This is a genomic window from Microvirga yunnanensis, from assembly GCF_025460875.1.
This window is the reverse complement of sequence record NZ_JAMXFI010000009.1, coordinates 23,066-39,919: the sequence shown is the minus strand read 5'-3', so window position 1 is coordinate 39,919 and position 16,854 is coordinate 23,066. Positions and strand designations below refer to the sequence as shown.

Sequence of the window (16,854 nt, the reverse complement as noted above, 5' to 3'; positions counted from 1 at the left end):
CCTCGCAGTCGGCGCCGCTCCATGCTTGGCACCCGGATCAAATATCGCGACTCCGTCGGCATAGCGCATCGGGCTCAACGGGCGACACCCTGCCGGATCAAGGAGTTCAATCCACACATGCCTAGGATCCGGTTGCCCTTTGCCATCAATCCATGGAAAAGGGCAACCCTTATTCTCCTCGGCTTAGACGACGAAGAAATCCTTCTCGGTCAGCTTGAGGTTTTTGGCGAGTTGAGCGAACTCGACGGCCTTTCCTTTGCCTGATCCGTCTGCGTCGTACGACAGGATTCCGGTCTTCTTGTTGTAGAGAATGAAGTCGTTCTTGTCCGCCGCACGACCGCCGACGTTGAAGTAGTCTGCCTTGAGTTGCTTAGGATGAGATCCGCTGCCAGCACCAAGCTTCTTGAAAATCGCATTGTCTAGCCAGATCGAATCATTCTTGACGGAAAAGTCAGTGATTTTGTCGAAGTTCACTTTCCGGTCCGTCTTTGACGTCCCGAGCTTGGTATTGAAGACGAACTTATCCTTACCCGTGCCTCCGGTTAAGGTATCGTTGCCATGCGCTCCATTGATAGAGTCATCTCCAGAGCTTCCGGCAATCGCATTAGAGATTGAGTTCCCCAACAACTTCACAGATGCCGGTCCAAGAGCAGTCAAAGACTCTACTTCGCTATTGGGGTTAAGCGAGAAGCTCGTCGTCGTCAGGACCGTATCATAGCCCTCGCCTGCATATTCGATGACAACGTCAGAGGATTTGTCGACGAGATAGGTGTCGTTTCCCGTCCCTCCGAACATCGTGTCCGAGTCAGATCCGCCATCGAGCGTGTCGTTGCCGCCTTGGCCATACAACGTGTCAAAGCCAGCGTCACCGTACAGGTAATCGTCGCCGTTATCATCGAGAGCGAGTTCGCCGGATACACCGGCCCAGACATGCGATGCGATGGCTGCATCCGTCTCTCCGGAGTAGCCGACTAAAATTGAGAAGGCGTAAGGCTCACCAGTCCCACTTCCACCGAAGAGAACGTCGTTGCCGGCGCCGCCGGAGATTGCGTCAGATCCATAACCGCCCCACAGAACATCGTTCCCGTCGCCACCATCAACCCGATCATCGCCACCACGGGCATTGACGAAGTCATTTCCTGCACCTCCGAAGATGGTGTCTGCTCCCCAGCCCAGTATCCAATCGGCATCTCCAGTGGCGCCGTACGAATACAGGCTGTCGTCACCAGCGATCAGATTGTCGCCACTCGTGGCGTCAATATAGTCCCTGCCTTGCCCGCCAGTGATCGTATTCGACCCTACGGACGTCAGCACGTAATCGTCGCCAAATCCCGCATTCACGATGCTATTGCTGCCGACCCGGACGATGAACTCCTCATTTCGCCCTCCGATTCCTGTGTATGTAGCAACGCTATAACCTAAAGACATGACTTTCCCCAGCACTCAAGAGTCCTAGGCGGTCAGATGTCACAACTAGGAAGACAGTTCTAGCGAAATGAAATGGTTTCTCACAAAAAGCCTGCTCACAACGATCAGGCAGACATGTGACTTTCGAACATTCCGCCCTGGAGCCAAGGCATCGCGGGAATGCTCTCTTTTGCGCGCTCGCTTGATTCTTCACCTGAGAGTAAATGCCACGTGAGTGATTCTGCATCTCCATTCGCAGGAACGATGCACCCTCAGGCTACCCTATCAGCCTCAGCCCAATTCTCGGGCCGCCGAATTCACCACCTCTCTTCGAACGATTGCGACGCGAGCCAGGAACAGTATGTTTCCCACGACATATCGTGAGAATAGTCGCCTCGGTTCGCGTGCGAGACGGAAAGCCCATTCAAGATGCAAGCGTCGCATCCAGCGCGGCGCTCGTTGAACACGGCCACTCAAAAAATCCAGTATGGCACCTCCGCATATAATGAGGCATGGATCTCGCAGATGTTGGCTTAGCAACCGTGCTACGCGCTCCTGCTTCGGCATCCCCATTGCCAGAATTATAAGTTCGGGCCCCGTCCTTTCTGCATCCTCGAGGTAGACCTCATCAGACTTGAATCCATCTATCGTGGTCACGACATCGATAGCGCTGCCCCTGAGCACCTCCGCCGCCGTTGAAAGGAACGGCTCGGCAGTCCCAAAGAGTGCGACCCGTTTTCCAGCAAATTTGGCGACAATTTCAGGAATAAGGTCGGTGCCATTCATGTTCTGCCCTGCTGGCAAACCCAGAGCGGAATACAAGATCTGCATGCCTATCCCGTCGCGGACCAGGACCGTGCATGATCGGAAGCAAGATCTGGTGAAGGCGTCGCTCCAGGCCAGGTTGAAGGCGTGAGCGTTAACAAACCCGAGAACCTCTGGGCGGTCAGGACTCGAAAGAAGCTGAATCAGTCGTTCTCTGTCATCATGATCTGAGACAATCGTCACTTCATGGATAGCCCAAGAAAATCGGCTGGATCTTTGAGCTGTATCATCACTATATCTTTGACCGAGCATGACCTTTCCACTTCGGTAACTGCCAGTTATGAACACTATCGCGGTTGAACATGACACTCTGCCGCATCTCGAATGAGCTGCACTCAAGTGCCTCTCCTGCCAAATCAATATCGACGCCGACAATGAGTTGGCTCGCACTGCCGAATTGCAAGCCTTGACCTGCACGCTTTAGGACAATCTCTGCGTCGACACAAACCGCTCCCTTCCTAGGGTTCAGGAATTCTGTGATTCCAGCACTCCTGAACCCTTGTACTGACCGTTCAAGAGTGGACGATGCCGCCAATCACGTATTCCGAGCGCAGCAGGAGAAGAGGATCTACCTAGTCGGATGCTTTGGACATCCACCATCGGCATAGATCGTTTGGAGCCGTTCCATATAGCTCTCCAAGGCGAAGTTGTCCTGATATAGAGCTCTCGCATTCGCTGTGAGAGCTTTTGCGAGGCGAGGATTCGAAATCAGTTTGTTGATTGCGCTCTTGAGCGCTTGAGAGTCACCAGGCGGAACCAACAAGCAATTCACGCCGTCAGTAAAGACTTCTGGAATCGCACCAACGGGCGTCGTCACGACCGGAATCTCGGCACTTACTGCCTCGAGGATTGACATGGGCAGACCTTCATTGAACGAAGGCAGCACGAATACGTCCGTCCGCGCCAGAATGGAACGAACCTCGTCTCGGTTCACCCAGCCAGTAAATTCGACGACATCGTCATCCAAGCCGAGTTGTCGAGCCTCTTGCCGATAGCGATTAATCTCGCCTCCCCCACATAGAACGGCGTGAACAGGTATACCTTCAGCATGGAGTTCCGAGAGAGCCGCGAGGAACTCGGAAACGCCTTTCCGCGGAGAGAGGTTAGCGAGCAGAAGGAGGTTTGTTGCTCCGGACTGTGGGTGTGACGCACTCACACTTCGTTGGCGGATCGACTGCACATGCGAGCGTAGATCGGATACGGCGTTTGGAAGCACGCACACCCGACTTGGAGTGGCGCCAACGATGTCGACCAAGAACTCCGCCGCCTTACGACCTAAAACAATGTTGACATGCGCCATTGTAACGATGGACTTCGTCCAGAGCATAAGACTTTGGTTTGCACCCAAATAAAAACTCTCGAATTCTGCGCCATGGTGATGCAGGATTGTACGCTTTCTCAACAATCTGCCGAGAAAAACAAAAATTCCCTTTCTAATTACGCTGGTTCTTTCTGATACTTGCACGTGAAATATCACGCGGCGAGATATGATACTCAGGAATATTGCCTGGACGAATGCCGAGATGAGGTAAAGCGGGGACAATAAAACTGTTCCCTCTCCTCTCGGATCCAGCACGCTGACGCGAACATCGACATCATTGATCTCGATCCATCGCGCTATGCCGTCTGTTACGGATCCGATCCCTCCGCCCCCGCTTCTCCCGCCTGGCGAAATCAAGATGATTCTGTCGAAGTGTCTGATCATAGGAATATAGATTTCATACGGTGCTCTCTCTCGGCGTTTTATCGACTTCTCCGATCTTTGGCCACAGACGCATCGCCGGGATCGGCAGCACCTCTCACTTGCGACCACCTCGCTTGTCGGTTTCGCCGGCATGAGGGTCCAGCGTATTGCTTGCGACGTGCCCCACCAGAAACGCTCCTCCCGCGACGAGAGGCTCGCATACTTCGCCCTGGAAGCTACCCGGGGCAAGGTCGGCAGCTTGAATTCGATGACGCTCGCCTACTCCGGATCAATATCTATCAAGCCCTCTCTCAGCTGCAGACCTCATGTCTCATTGAGCCAAGGCAGGAACGATCACGGATTTCGCGCAACTGTTACGGTCGATCTTCGGGCCGAACGACCGGATGGAACCAGCAGGACGGCCCCTTCTTCAGTTTCCTGTTAACCCGCCGCCCTACAGACACTGAGTTTCACCTTTCTTGAGATCCGGATATAGCTGTCCACGCTGGCTCGATAATCAGTCGTAGACTACAACAGCATGTCAGTCGCCCAAGCAAATATGTGGTTCGGAGCTCTGTGCTAGAATGAAGTCAAATACCCCAACCGCAATTATTATTCTAAACTATAAGGGGTGGCGTGACACGATAGCCTGCTTAGAAACTCTCTTGAAGCTGCAGCATGACGGGTTTGGAATTTTTGTTGTCGACAATTGCTCGCCGGATGATTCCGTGGTCAGGATTCAGGACTGGGCCAAGAACGGATTAGCGAATGGAAACTCTCACCGCGAAAAAACGGGCCTTCACCCGTTAGAGTTTCGGATGGCCGACAGTGATCCGGATGGCACAGATGCGCCGATCTTCCATTCCACCTCAAGCATGCCATCAATCACATTAATCAAGGCGGAACGGAATCGTGGGTTTGCGGCAGGAAATAACATTGCGCTTCGAAAGGCACTCCAAGCTGGATACCAGAGCTTTTGGTTGCTGAATAACGATACCGAGGTCCTTCCAGATACGCTGGATTGGATGCTGAGCCGAATTCAAGAAGATGCAAGGATTGGGATGTGTGGATCGACGCTAGTGTACGCGGACCATCCTGAAATCGTACAGAATCTAGGTGGAGGGGGCTTCCTGAGGCTCAAGGGAAGAGGCTACGGCCTCGGCCAAGGCATCCCGGCCTCGCAGCGAGTCGATCGGAGCGCGGTCGAGAGAGAGTTGCGCTTCGTAAGCGGCGCGTCCATGCTCGTAACCCGAGAGTTCCTCGAGAGTGTAGGCTTGATGGAGGAGAGCTACTTTCTGTATTGGGAAGAGATGGATTGGGCTGCGCGGAGCAGCGGGCGTTTTCGATTGGGATATGCGCCTCAATCCATTGTTTTTCACAAAGTAGGCGCCTCGATAGGAACGAGCGACTTCGGCGAGTCATCGCCGCTGTCTGACTATTATATGACACGCAACCGCATCCGATTCTGTATTCGGTTCTCGAAGGTCTCCCTACCATTCGTTGTCTTAGATGTAGGTCGAGCGATAGGCCGCCAGCTTCTGCGTGGCCGCTGGTCGCGTGCGAAACTGCTAGCCGGCGCAGCCATCGGATTTCCCTACACTCACAAAGGGGTCTGAAACCCGTGTCGCGAGACAGCATGCAGTCAAACGCAGGTCATCTTTACTTGGAATGAACCATTGCGCCCGCGAAGGCTCAGCGTTTGCCGCATCATCTCATGGTCACAGGCGAGGAACTCTGCTGCCGTCCGCAGCCAAGGTGGTCATGACGAGCCATCCCGCTCCCGGTCGTTCGGTTATCGCTACCCGTGATCATTGTTTCCTTCTACGAGATCACTCCTGCTTGATCAATTTCACATAGGCCGATCCAATGTCGTCCCAGGACAGTGTTTCAGCAACACGTTCAGCACCAAGCGCCGCGCGTCGGTGCCACTCATCGATAGGAATGGAATAGAAGGCTTCAATACCAGAAGCGATACTTTCGGCGGTCACCGGGTGCTCGATCACTTGGCCGCTCATTCCGATTTCGAACAGTTCCGATAGTCCTCCCGATCTCGTACCAATGACAGGGCGTCCGGCAAGTGCTGCCAGTACGGCGACGCCGCTTTGGGAGTGAAAATTGTCATAGGCAAGGACGAAGGCGTCAACTTCGGCGAGAAGGCTTGGAAGATCATCGTCAGAGATGAAAGATGCCCTCACATCAAACCCTGACGGATCCTCCGAAATCACCTTCAGACATTCGTCCCAATAGCCAGGCTCTTCCCGAAGGGGCTCACCAGCAAGTATAAGCTTGACATCCATCCCCTTGCGGCGGGCCATAACAATGCCCTGAGCAACTTCAAGCACGCTCTTGTTTCGGCGTAGACTTCCGAACATCAGCAAGTGACGGAGCCCAGGCGCCGGCGGCACGCTATCAACGACGAACGGACCGTGAGGTATTACGACAATCTTGTCCGGTGCAGCATCGATCATACGAGTCAATGCATCGCGGACAGTTGGCGTTAGAACGATGATCTTTGTTGCAAGTCGGTATGACCATAGATGCGCGGATCGTTCGAGGGCCCGAAGCGCTCCGCTGAACTTCCATGCATGTGGTTCCGCATCGTGCACAAGGAAGAGGATCTGTCTTCTGGTCAGGCGAAGCAATACCAACAATGGCAACGTGAATAAGAGTGGCTCCGGTATCATGAACAGGAACGCGTTAGTCGCTTTCTGCTGCCTCAGAGCAGCAAAGCTACTGCTCATTATGCGGCGGAGCGATGCAATGGCACGCCTCCAACGAGGAGCATCCTCCGTAATCTCACGCGGTACAAGAATTCTTTGTAGATTTTCGTCCCTCGGCTCTCGCGCTTCAGGCTCGGCCTTGGGTGCAATAAAGACAACCCTTGCACCTGCGCGTGCGATCGCACCGGCAATCATCTGAGCCTGCCAAGCCGCGCCGCCACGCCACGTCTTCGTTATGATACATAGGTCAGCCAACTTATTCCCCTTTGGCGTGATGATTTGAGGCGAAGCTTTGAGAGACAGCGTGTCGAAAGTCGGAGCTTTGGCTTGTTACGAGGCATCCTGCTGCCCAGTTGACCAGGTGGATCTCAACCGAGCTTGACCTCTACAGTGCTGCGGAAAGGATCAGTATCGTTGATACTTCAGCGTCGATCGCCACGCTACAACGCCGCTCGGCAGTCGCTGGAACAGGGCGAGTGCTACATGGCGAGACCCAAACGTTTCAAACTAAGATCGCAAAACTCTGTTCGTGAGATCATTCAGGTTCCCACCACTATACAGCTGCCCATGAACGCCCGCAGCATGCGCAGCATCCATGTCACTTTGCTTGTCGCCTATGACAACGCTGCGCGAGAGGTCGATTGGCCAAGCCTTTGATAGCTCAAGGATCATTCCAGGTTTCGGCTTCCGGCAGGGTGAATCGACTCTATATTTTTCTACGCGACCTTCCGGGTGGAAGGGCGAAAAGCGGAACTCGTCTATGTGTGCATCGCTGTTGGCAAGTTCGACGTCCATCGTCTCATGGAACAGATCAACCGCGCGCTCCGAATAGTAGCCTCGTGCCACGCCTGCCTGATTGGTGATGACGAATGCATACCATCCTGCGTCGTTGACGCTTTTCACCGCCTCGATTGCAGCATCATTCCATACAAGATCTGCTGGTTTATGGGTGTAACCTCGATCATAGTTCAAGACGCCGTCGCGGTCGAAAAACACGGCTGGGCGTGTTCGAGCCTTCGAGATCAGCTCGGGCGCAGCAGCAAGATCTTCTGGAACACCGATGTCGATAAAGAATCCGCGGTATGAGTTTGCAGAGATGCGTCCGGAACTCGCGAGAACAGGAAAAACATCGTTCTCGAGTGAACAGGGAACTCTATCGACCATATCGATGATGTCGCGCCGCATTACATAGATACCGGCGTTTATGAGCCCCCTGCCCGCTCCATTGGCTGGAACTCCAAATTCCGAAACCCAGCCTTCGCTGACTTGGACAGGACTGAACCGACCAGTTTCATGCACCTCGCGTAGAGCAATGTGGACCAGCGCCTTCTCATGAAGATGTCGAGCAGAAGCAAAGGCTCTGAGATCGATATCGAACCAAGAGTCACCGTTCATCAACACGAAACAGTCTTGAGCGTGCTCCTTGAGGGAGACCAGGGCACCACCTGTCCCAAGAGCCTGAGGCTCAACAAGAACCTTGATCGTTACATCTCGTCCTGCCAAGCGCCTGACGCCCGAAAACTGTTCCGCTATGACTTCACCGCGATATCCCGCAAGCAGAACGATTTCCGTGAATCCGAAGCGTGCAGCTTCCAGCAGCAAATACTCCAGAAATGGCCGCCCCTGGATGGGCATTAGCGGCTTTGGCGTCGAACGGGTGAGTTCTCCCAGCCGGGTACCCATCCCACCGACAAGGATGACGCACTGACGAATCACTTCCCAATCCTTAGTTGATTTTATCTTGAAGCATCGCTTCGTGGATGTATGGCTTGTTCGACGAGGGCGCACAGAATGTGTCCCACGAGGAGATGCCCCTGCTGAATAAGCGGCGTTCTGTCGGAAGGGATGCGAATTTCAAGATCGCAGAGATCAGGCATATCGCCGCCATTTCCTCCCGTGAGTCCAATGGTATGGACCCCAAGTTGCCTTGCCGCATGCAGGGCGGCAAGGATGTTCTTGGATCGCCCAGATGTAGAAATGCCGACAAACACATCGCCCGCGTGGCCAAGAGCCTCCAATTGCCGCGCGAATGCACGGTCGAATCCGTAATCATTGCCAATTGCAGTCAGGATCGACGTATCCGTTGTAAGGGCGATACCGGCCATTCCGGGACGATCATAGTTGAAACGGGACACAAGCTCCGCCGCGAAATGCTGAGCATCGGCAGCACTTCCTCCGTTGCCGGCGAAAAGGACCTTCTTTTGGCTGCGGATCGCAGTCACAACAACTTCGGCTGCAACTGCCACTTTTTCGATGAGCTCGCCGTCATCTAGAATCCGGCTGTAGACATCCTTAGAACGCTCAATGTAATGGACAATATCATTTACATAGCTGAGTGCCACGACTCCGCTCCTTTCTCCGTAAAATGACACGTGAGCACGGGAAGATCGAGCTCTTTGAGCCGACGAACGAGTGTCTGTCGTCGTTCGGGGCGTGTGAGAAGCATCATGTATCCACCGCCTCCAGCTCCAGAGATTTTCCCTGCGGTTGCACCGGCGGCTCGCGCCTGATCATAGATCTCGTCGATACGGCTGTTGGTGATGCTCGCGGCAGTAAGCTTCTTTGCGTTCCATGACCGCTCCAGGACCTCGGCCATCCCTTGTATATTCCCACTCAGGAGACAGACCTTCATGTCCTGAGCGTCACGTTTGATCTGGTGCATCGCTTCAACAGATTTGCTCGAGGCCTGCTGCATTCCCGCGATCTGGTTTTCAATAATCTCGGAGGATACCCGCGAACGCCCCGTATGGCAGACCACCAGCGAGGTCTCCAACTCCAAACGGTACTCCTCGTGGATGCGGAGCGGATTTACAACGACCCGATCATTCGGAAGAAACTCGATGAAGTTACACCCCCCGAAAGCTGCCGCGTACTGATCCTGCCTCCCCCCTGCCATTGCAAGGTCCACGCGCTCTATTTCATAGGCTAAGCGAGCGATGTCATAATCGCCCAGAGGCAGCCTGAGGAACTCGCTGAACGCTTTCACCAGGGCAACTATGAGAGCCGAGGAGGATCCCAGACCGGAACCCGGCGGAGCATCAACGGCGGTGTAGACGCTTATCGAGAGAGGGCGTCCGGCGTTGAAGTCGCGAACAATGCGGTTGTACACGGCGCGATGCAGCGAGAGACCTTCGTGCGGCGGCAGAAAAGGCTGCGGCGCAACCTCATCCTTCTTCTCGATGTCATCTGCGGAAAATACGACGAGCCAATCCGCCCTTTCTTCTATGACCGCGTACGCGTAGACGCCGATCGTATAGTTAAGGACACACCCCCCGAAGTCATCACAATACGGGGATAGATCCGTCCCCCCTCCTGCAATTCCCAGTCGAAGTGGCGCTCTCGCTCGAACCTTTTTCATAGTCAATCTCGGTGGTGCGCATATGGCAGCGTATCGGCATAGTGACAACTTGCGTTAACCCGTCGAACGTCTACCGGCAAGGCGTTTCAGTCACCCGAGCGCACAAATGGAAAGTATGTTGCATCCTTTCCTCTCGGTCTGATGCCAGAATTGGTGGCCGCTCTGACCGAATATAGTTTCAGAGGGACTTTGGCAGCCGTACAGAACATCCAGCGCGCTCAGACCGCTTCCGACCGTGGGGCCTCATTGATCGACCGCAGGCGGGCGATTTGGTGCTGAGCTGCACCGAACTAAGTCACACCTGTCGCGGCAAACCGCCGTGAGGACGGGATCCTCGCAACATTTCGCAGCGATTGATCGTCCGATTTGGGGCGCATTTGGAGAGGGAGCGTCAATATCTACACGTTCTCAAGCTTGCTGCGTCTTCTTCACTACAAGAAAGAACTCCATACGGTTTGAGCGATTCTGCGCGAAGCGGGGCATTCCTGTTCAATGATGCGGCACCAACCACCCTCGGTCATCCGGCAGCGCAACACGCTAGGCCGCATTCCTCCGCAACGTTGAGAATCCAGCGGGCCCACCATGTTCGCCAAGCCTCCATTTCTGCAACTTTCAAGCCATCGCTACCTTACGCGTTTTGTGGTTTCGCCACCGATGGGGATCCTGTATAAGCGAAAGTATAAACAAACAACAGCACCTGCTCGCAGCCTCTGCTATCATGAGCAGATACTAATCGAGCAATATAGCCCAAGCGTCATGACAGATACTCAGAGAACAGAAGCACAGAATTTTGCTGGCTATAATCCAATATACCCCCTGTGGATACACAAGTCAGCAGTGTGGGTTCTGCTTGTAGCCGACGTAATTTTCACTTCGCGACTCAATCGGATTATTGACAACCCTAATAGCCAACCAGCGCTTCTGGGGATTTTTTTACTGTCCTTCCTGATCTATACAGGAGTGATCCTGATCAACGGCCGAGCATTGATCGCTCTTGGAGCTTTTGCTGCAGCTGTATTGATCGTTTTTCAAGTCATGCTGTTTTCGAATGTAACGGGTATGCCAAGCCCCATTACGACGGCACTGCAATTTTTTCCCGTTCTAAGTTTTACAGTATTCTTTTCCTTGGCAAACAGCGAATTACGACAATATACCTGCAGAACATATTACTATATATCGCAGTTGTATGTCTTCATTTATCTACTAGCTAGTATATGCTACATATTCAATATTCTACCGACTAACATATTGCGATCGCTCGTCTTAACAGATGTTGAAAGAGGAGAACGCCTATTCTTCTATCCCGCAGCAATGGCTTTGTGCTGGTTCTTCAGCCTCAGTTCAGTTCGCAGAAACATATCAGCGACCTCCATCACTCTATTAGCGATCAACGGCATAGCTAATGTCTTGACACTCTCGCGCGTGTATCTGCTCTGCCTTCTGGCAATAAGCCTCGTATATATAGCCACATCCGAGCGCCGCATCATTCGGTTCCTCAGCCTGTCTGCTCTGTTCTTGACGTCCGCAGTGCTGGTCTATGGCATCATCGATACGCGATGGAATCCATTCGAGCTGTTCTCAGGCGACTCGTCCGGAGGAGCGCGAGCACTGGAGTATCGAACAGCTCAACACTTCTTACGGCTCTACCCCATCGCAGGCATTGGGATAGAACCTTCATCGTATGAGGTAGGCTTTCTGACAGGCAACTACTACTTCGCAGCGGGCGATTTGGGCGCGGTTGGCGTGTGGTGGAACTTCGGATTATGCGGCCTTCTACTCTTCCTCGTCGCATCGATCATTAGCTGCCAACCGATCCGAAATCTGGATACAAAATTTCAATGGCCCTTTTTTCTGACCGGCTGCCTAATCGCCGCCTATGGGAGTATCGCGCCCGTTATTTTTGCGGCGGGTGGATCCACGTTTTTCGCGCTCATCTTCGGAATGTGGCTCAGCGGCAAGGAGTTGGAGCGTCAACGTTCGAGGCCGCCTCACAATTAAACCGCGGGAGAGGAACAGGGCTTCGAAAGGTTCCCATCCGGGTCTGAGCTGTGGTTCCCTTCCGATTATAGCCACAGGAACTCTGGAGCTGCTTCAATGCCGCCGAGTACGTGTCCGATGCTCTATGGGCCTGTGAGTGCTTGATCCAGTCGAGGGTAGCGACGACACAAAGTACTCCAAGGAAGGATCGGGCGGCTTTCAAGATCCCGAGTTGCGAACCATGCACGCTGACCCGCGAGCCATTGAGCGGCTCTTCGTGAAATCTATGGTTTCGTTTGGACCGTGTGAGAATGTCTCCGCAGGAGGCGCTTCTCTATGAGCGTCCAGGAGAGTAGGCCGGCCGCATAGGACGCAGCCAGCACTAGGTAGAGGTAAGCGCTCCGACCAACGAGGCCGAACTCAACGCAAAGGTTCACGAAGAGCCCATGATAGAGATACGTCCCGTACGAGATGTCGTTTCCCTCCAGCCAGTTGCGCCTCACGAACGTGTAGGCGGCAGAGATGGTGAAGAGCGCAAGGAATATCTGGCCGAGGACAATCCACACCGCAGTGGGGGGAACGAGAAAATGACAAAGGATTACAGCCACCAGCCACACTGCCGCTCTTCCCTTCAAGAAGGAGCTGGTATGCAACGCCAAGTAATAACATATGGCGCCGATCAGGAACAGGTAATAGTGTGAGATGAAGCTATATTTAAGCAGCTTATGGAAAGCCGGAGCCGCATCTGTGCTTTCCAAACCCATCACGCTGGGAGCAATGATGCGGATCAACACGGCGAGGGCTATCGAAATAAACAGCAATGCGAGTAGAAAAGTCACCTTGTGATGACAGCGCCTTAGCAGCAGAGCCAGAACCGGTACTGTTGCATAGAACTGAAGCTCGACAGGAATCGTCCAAAGGCTTCCGTTATATGAGCCGAACCCAAACTCACGCAGGAAATTGGGAGTGTATATCAGCGCTGCAAGCTGAGTGAGGAACCATTGTCCTCCCTGAAGGCTGATCAATGGATAGCCCAGGAACCAGACAACTGCCGCCGTTGCGGCGATGCAGCCCCAGAGGCCAGGGAAAATCCGGCGCGCCCTGCTCAAGGCATAGGACTGTACTGACGAACTCCGCTCATACGATGCCGTGATCAAGAAGCCGCTGGTGACAAAGAACATCGGGACTCCCGAAAAGGGAGCCAAAAGCGAACCCCATTCGGGTGTCGCGATCTGCAGATGGTGAACAGCGTGGAAAAGCAGCACCTGAGTCGCAGCGAAAATACGGATATAATCGAAGTTGTTGCGAAACAGCTCGCTCTTGCTCGCTCCCATATACGGGAGCGAGCCACCTAAGGCATGCCCTCTCAGTGATAATGGCTTCACGAAAGGCTCTCCCCCAATTGGCCAATGTTGCCAAGCTCACGTGTCTGTAGTTGATTTTTTCGTAGTCTTTCAAGGTAAACCTGCCCATAGGCGCTTCGAATTTGTATAGGGACTCACAATACGCATCTGCGCGATCGCGATCAGGATCACCGGAATACGTGCTGCGGCATGGTACCTGGCAAAGCCGCCCCGCATGGCCGTCCAGGTCAGCACCCATGAAGCGCCTGATCCATGTTCATGAAGCGAATATGAAATGCCTCGGATGATCACGATCTAAATATCGCATTGTCTCAGGTCCGAGAGTGTTGCGGCAGAATGTCCTTTCTCCAAATGCAGATCCCGACTTAGCGCAGCCTACGCTTACTCGGTCGATTCGTTTGGTCTCCCGTCGACGCGAGCTAAAGCAGAACGCTGAACGAAATTCCGCATCATGTGCCATGTCGACCGTCGGCTAAGACGCACTTCGACAACACGATGGAACAGGTAACCGGCCGCTGCGGCCCCGGTTACAAGCAGGAGGAATGCAGCAGACAGCGGCAGAGTCTGCCCACTGAAGCGCACAAGAAGCTGTGAGATGAGCGAAAGCGCCACGCCGTGTACCAAGTAAATGGCATAGGAGGCCGCTCCTGCTCCCCGGAACAATCCGTGTACCTTCATCCCATAGCTTCGCTCCCATTCGACGAGGCCGAGAATACCGAGCAGCGCGGATGTGCCAAATGCCAAACGCCCAAGTAGGGAAATTTTGAGGAAATCAGGCGCGCCCAAGGCAAGGACAATGAACGACGTGCAGCCAAGAACCGCGAAAAGGGCTGGAGCTGGGATTCTTGTCCGCCGCAGACAAAGCGCAGCGAGAGCCCCCATGAGGAATTCGAGGTTGAGTGCGTTCAAGAATATCGATGCCGGGAATGGCAGGCGGGAATACCAAAGCTCAGCCAGAACGATCCCTGCGATCCAAACCGGGACAAGCCAGAGCAATCGCCGGCCAGCAAGAATGAGCAACCCGAACAACGAATAGAAAAAGATCTCGTGTACCAGCGTCCATGCAATCCCTAGAACGGGTGGCTGCGGGTACGGCAGAAGCATGGCCGAGAACACGAGGTTGATCGGATCGTGCTGGCTCGGAGTCCCAGCGCCTGGATTGAGGGAGTAAAGAAGCGCCAGGGGAAACAGAACCGCCCAATATGCGGGATAGATCCGCAAAAACCGCCGCTTGGCATACTGCCCGAGCCGTCCAGGCTGGCCCACATCTCCCCAATGCACCCAGGTAATGATAAACCCGCTCAAAACGAAAAAGAAGTCGACGCCGGCACCGCCAAGCGGCAGAAGAATTCCGTCCCAGATCTCCTGCCCATAAAACCGCGGCTCGGACATGATCGCGGTGGCGTGGGCGAGCACAACCCAAATGGCCGCGACCCCTCGGCAGACCTCAATGCCTCCGAATTTACTGGTGTTGCCCCCCTTCTCCGCGACAGCCGCGCCTTGGTGATCGGCGACGACATTTGCACTGGCTTGTGGTGGCTGGCTCGAAGGCATGGTCATTCGCAACCCTTACTGCAAGATCAAATAATGGCGCAAGGGTCGAAGCATCGGTGTTCAGCCGAATACGGTTAGCTTAACCGTCAGGGAGATCCGCTTGGCCGAGGGCTTTATGTAGCCTACTCTTTCGATGCCGTAGTATTGAAGATCTCAGATCTCCATGCCCTCAAAGAACTCCGAGCCCTCCGACCATGCTCCTCGTTGCTGTTTGATGTCGCACCCAGGCCTGAATCCAATGAATTATTGATGCCCAGGTGCCTTGGCTTCTTGCGCACCTGCCATCCCTTGTCTAATGCAATCCTATGACGGTCCGGCGCCAGGGCGGCTCCGCAGATATGCTTTGATATAACGCGCCAGCTCGCTGCTCCTCTGCCTCCTTGAGGGTTTCGATGAGCAGATGCTGTCGGTCCGCAGTTTGTAATACGATGAGGGGCTGAGAGATGAGAAGTAGTCCGTCCCGGACCTTTAGGCGCCTGGCTTGGGGATTCGCGATCCTCACCGCGTTCATTCTTCCTCTAGGGTTGGCCGCCGCTCTTTCGTTTCTGCCGTCGAGGCGTTTTGAGGCAGCCACTTGGATCATGGTGGATGCTAGTCGAGGGACGCAAGCTTTCGCGAGTTCCGAGGCGCAACGTGCCGGAAACGAACTCATCACTTATGACCAGGTTCTGAAGACACAACTCAGCATCGCAGGATCCGAGGATGTCGTCCGCAAGGCCCTCGCCGCGATGCTCCCTGTTCGCCTGTATCCCGAACTCCTCTCCCCTTCGGAAACAGCACAGACCGAACCAGCGGGCGACACGGTTGACAGCCAAACCTACCGCCGCCAACCAGCTCTTGAGGATCGGGAGTATGCGGCTGCGGTTGCGAACCTCAAGCTGAGCGTCGAACCGAACACCTTCATCCTGAAGATCGCGTTCAGACATAAGGAGCCGATCCTTGCGGCGAAGTTCGCCAATGCGCTTGCAGCCGAGTTCCTGGCGAGGCGCTCGGCGCTGTATAGCAATCAGGGTGACGTAGACTTCTTCAAGGCACAGGAGGCGCGATTCAACCGTGACTTGCGAGAGGCGAATGTTGCGTTAGAAAAATTCAGCCGAGAAACCGGCGTTTTTGACGCGGCGGTTCAGCGCAATCTCCTGCTCGAAGCGCGGGCTCACGCGGCGAAGGAAATTGCCGATAATGCCATGCGCATCGCGAGAGCTGAAAGTGCACTCGATTCGTTGAAGCGGCAGATTTTCGCACTGCGAAGCCGGACGACGCTGCCTCCGGAGATCTTTGGCGAAACGAATGGTCCGACCGCGGATAAAGGCACGAGCCGCGACAATCCCTTGGCCAGCGACCCGCCACTACTGAATATCAAGATCTACCAGGATGCCGCCGCCAAGCTTGTGGAGGCGAACACCGAACTTGCCGGCTTCAAGGCTATCGAGGCAAGGCATGCCGAGGATCTGCGGCGGCTCGACGGTGAGTTGGCGAAGCTCGCGGAATCAGAAGCCAAGTTCAATTCGCTGCGCCGATCGGTTACTCAGGCCGAGGGATATATAGACAATCTGTCAAAGCGAGCCGGCGAAGCACAGATCAACAGCGCTTGGCGGTCGAATGAGGCATTCTCGAGCGCTCAGATTCTCCAGGCGGCAACTGTTCCACTTGCTCCTGCATTTCCGAACCCTCCAGTTTTTCTCGCTGGCGGTACATTGGTCAGCATCTTCCTGTCTCTGAGTGTTTTCTTCTTGAGCAGAAACATTGGAGCTCGTCGTATCCAAGGTCACGCCACCGGTCTTCAGGATCTCAGTAGACAGCAGCCCGAGCACTATTCCGAGTTGGACACTGGCCGCTACGACCAGAGTGCAAGAAGGGGCCACATCACAGGCGTTCCAACCTAGGGCCTGATCGTAGACTGCAGGGTACTGGAATGTGACGCCGCGTCTACCGGCGTCACCAAGAGAAACAACACGTAAAACACCT

At 54.4% G+C, this 16,854-nt stretch carries 12 protein-coding genes; 3 read left to right on the top strand and 9 right to left on the bottom strand.

Annotated elements, in window-relative coordinates; all coding sequences use genetic code 11:
• Window positions 1-183: 183 nt before the first annotated feature.
• The 3 genes from NF876_RS06740 to NF876_RS06730 form a co-directional block, all read right to left on the bottom strand.
• On the bottom strand, window positions 184-1,428 hold the full coding sequence (locus tag NF876_RS06740) for a calcium-binding protein (RefSeq protein WP_210807108.1): 1,245 nt from the start codon (window positions 1,426-1,428) through the stop codon (window positions 184-186).
• 270 nt (window positions 1,429-1,698) lie between these two features.
• Window positions 1,699-2,484: a WecB/TagA/CpsF family glycosyltransferase gene (locus NF876_RS06735; RefSeq protein ID WP_256439479.1), complete on the bottom strand. Its 786-nt coding sequence runs from the start codon at window positions 2,482-2,484 to the stop codon at window positions 1,699-1,701.
• A 316-nt stretch (window positions 2,485-2,800) separates the two neighbouring features.
• The gene (locus NF876_RS06730) at window positions 2,801-3,937 is read right to left on the bottom strand and encodes a glycosyltransferase family 4 protein (protein WP_210807104.1); all 1,137 of its coding nucleotides are present in this window, start codon (window positions 3,935-3,937) and stop codon (window positions 2,801-2,803) included.
• Between the two features lie 644 nt (window positions 3,938-4,581).
• Here NF876_RS06730 and NF876_RS06725 point away from each other — a divergent pair.
• Window positions 4,582-5,532, top strand: a complete 951-nt coding sequence (locus NF876_RS06725) for a glycosyltransferase (protein ID WP_262268054.1) — start codon at window positions 4,582-4,584, stop codon at window positions 5,530-5,532.
• 213 nt (window positions 5,533-5,745) lie between these two features.
• Here NF876_RS06725 and NF876_RS06720 read toward each other — a convergent pair whose 3' ends face one another.
• The 4 genes from NF876_RS06720 to NF876_RS06705 form a co-directional block, all read right to left on the bottom strand.
• Window positions 5,746-6,891 carry a glycosyltransferase family 4 protein gene (locus tag NF876_RS06720; protein ID WP_256439478.1) on the bottom strand — a complete coding sequence of 382 codons (1,146 nt, stop codon included), beginning with the start codon at window positions 6,889-6,891 and terminating at the stop codon, window positions 5,746-5,748.
• 252 nt (window positions 6,892-7,143) lie between these two features.
• Complete coding sequence (locus NF876_RS06715) at window positions 7,144-8,352, bottom strand: HAD-IIIA family hydrolase (protein WP_210807098.1); 1,209 nt, start codon at window positions 8,350-8,352, stop codon at window positions 7,144-7,146.
• A 20-nt stretch (window positions 8,353-8,372) separates the two neighbouring features.
• Window positions 8,373-8,978, bottom strand: a complete 606-nt coding sequence (locus NF876_RS06710) for a D-sedoheptulose 7-phosphate isomerase (RefSeq protein ID WP_315974915.1) — start codon at window positions 8,976-8,978, stop codon at window positions 8,373-8,375.
• A complete protein-coding gene (locus NF876_RS06705; RefSeq protein WP_210807096.1) occupies window positions 8,960-9,994 on the bottom strand; it encodes a GHMP family kinase ATP-binding protein in 1,035 nt (344 codons plus the stop codon). Before NF876_RS06705 ends, NF876_RS06710 begins: the two co-directional genes overlap by 19 nt.
• Before the next feature lie 582 nt (window positions 9,995-10,576).
• On the opposite strand from NF876_RS06705, the gene NF876_RS06700 reads away from it, so the two are divergent.
• Window positions 10,577-11,992 (top strand): O-antigen ligase family protein, encoded by a 1,416-nt coding sequence (locus tag NF876_RS06700; RefSeq protein ID WP_210807095.1) that lies wholly within the window; start codon window positions 10,577-10,579, stop codon window positions 11,990-11,992.
• 263 nt (window positions 11,993-12,255) lie between these two features.
• On the opposite strand, the gene NF876_RS06695 is transcribed toward NF876_RS06700, so the two are convergent.
• Together NF876_RS06695 and NF876_RS06690 are read right to left on the bottom strand one after the other, a co-directional pair.
• On the bottom strand, window positions 12,256-13,356 hold the full coding sequence (locus NF876_RS06695; RefSeq protein ID WP_210807094.1) for an acyltransferase family protein: 1,101 nt from the start codon (window positions 13,354-13,356) through the stop codon (window positions 12,256-12,258).
• 360 nt (window positions 13,357-13,716) lie between these two features.
• The gene (locus NF876_RS06690) at window positions 13,717-14,895 is read right to left on the bottom strand and encodes an acyltransferase family protein (RefSeq protein WP_210807093.1); all 1,179 of its coding nucleotides are present in this window, start codon (window positions 14,893-14,895) and stop codon (window positions 13,717-13,719) included.
• A 437-nt stretch (window positions 14,896-15,332) separates the two neighbouring features.
• Here NF876_RS06690 and NF876_RS06685 point away from each other — a divergent pair, with 437 nt between their 5' ends.
• Complete coding sequence (locus tag NF876_RS06685; protein ID WP_210807092.1) at window positions 15,333-16,772, top strand: GumC domain-containing protein; 1,440 nt, start codon at window positions 15,333-15,335, stop codon at window positions 16,770-16,772.
• Window positions 16,773-16,854 lie beyond the last annotated feature (82 nt).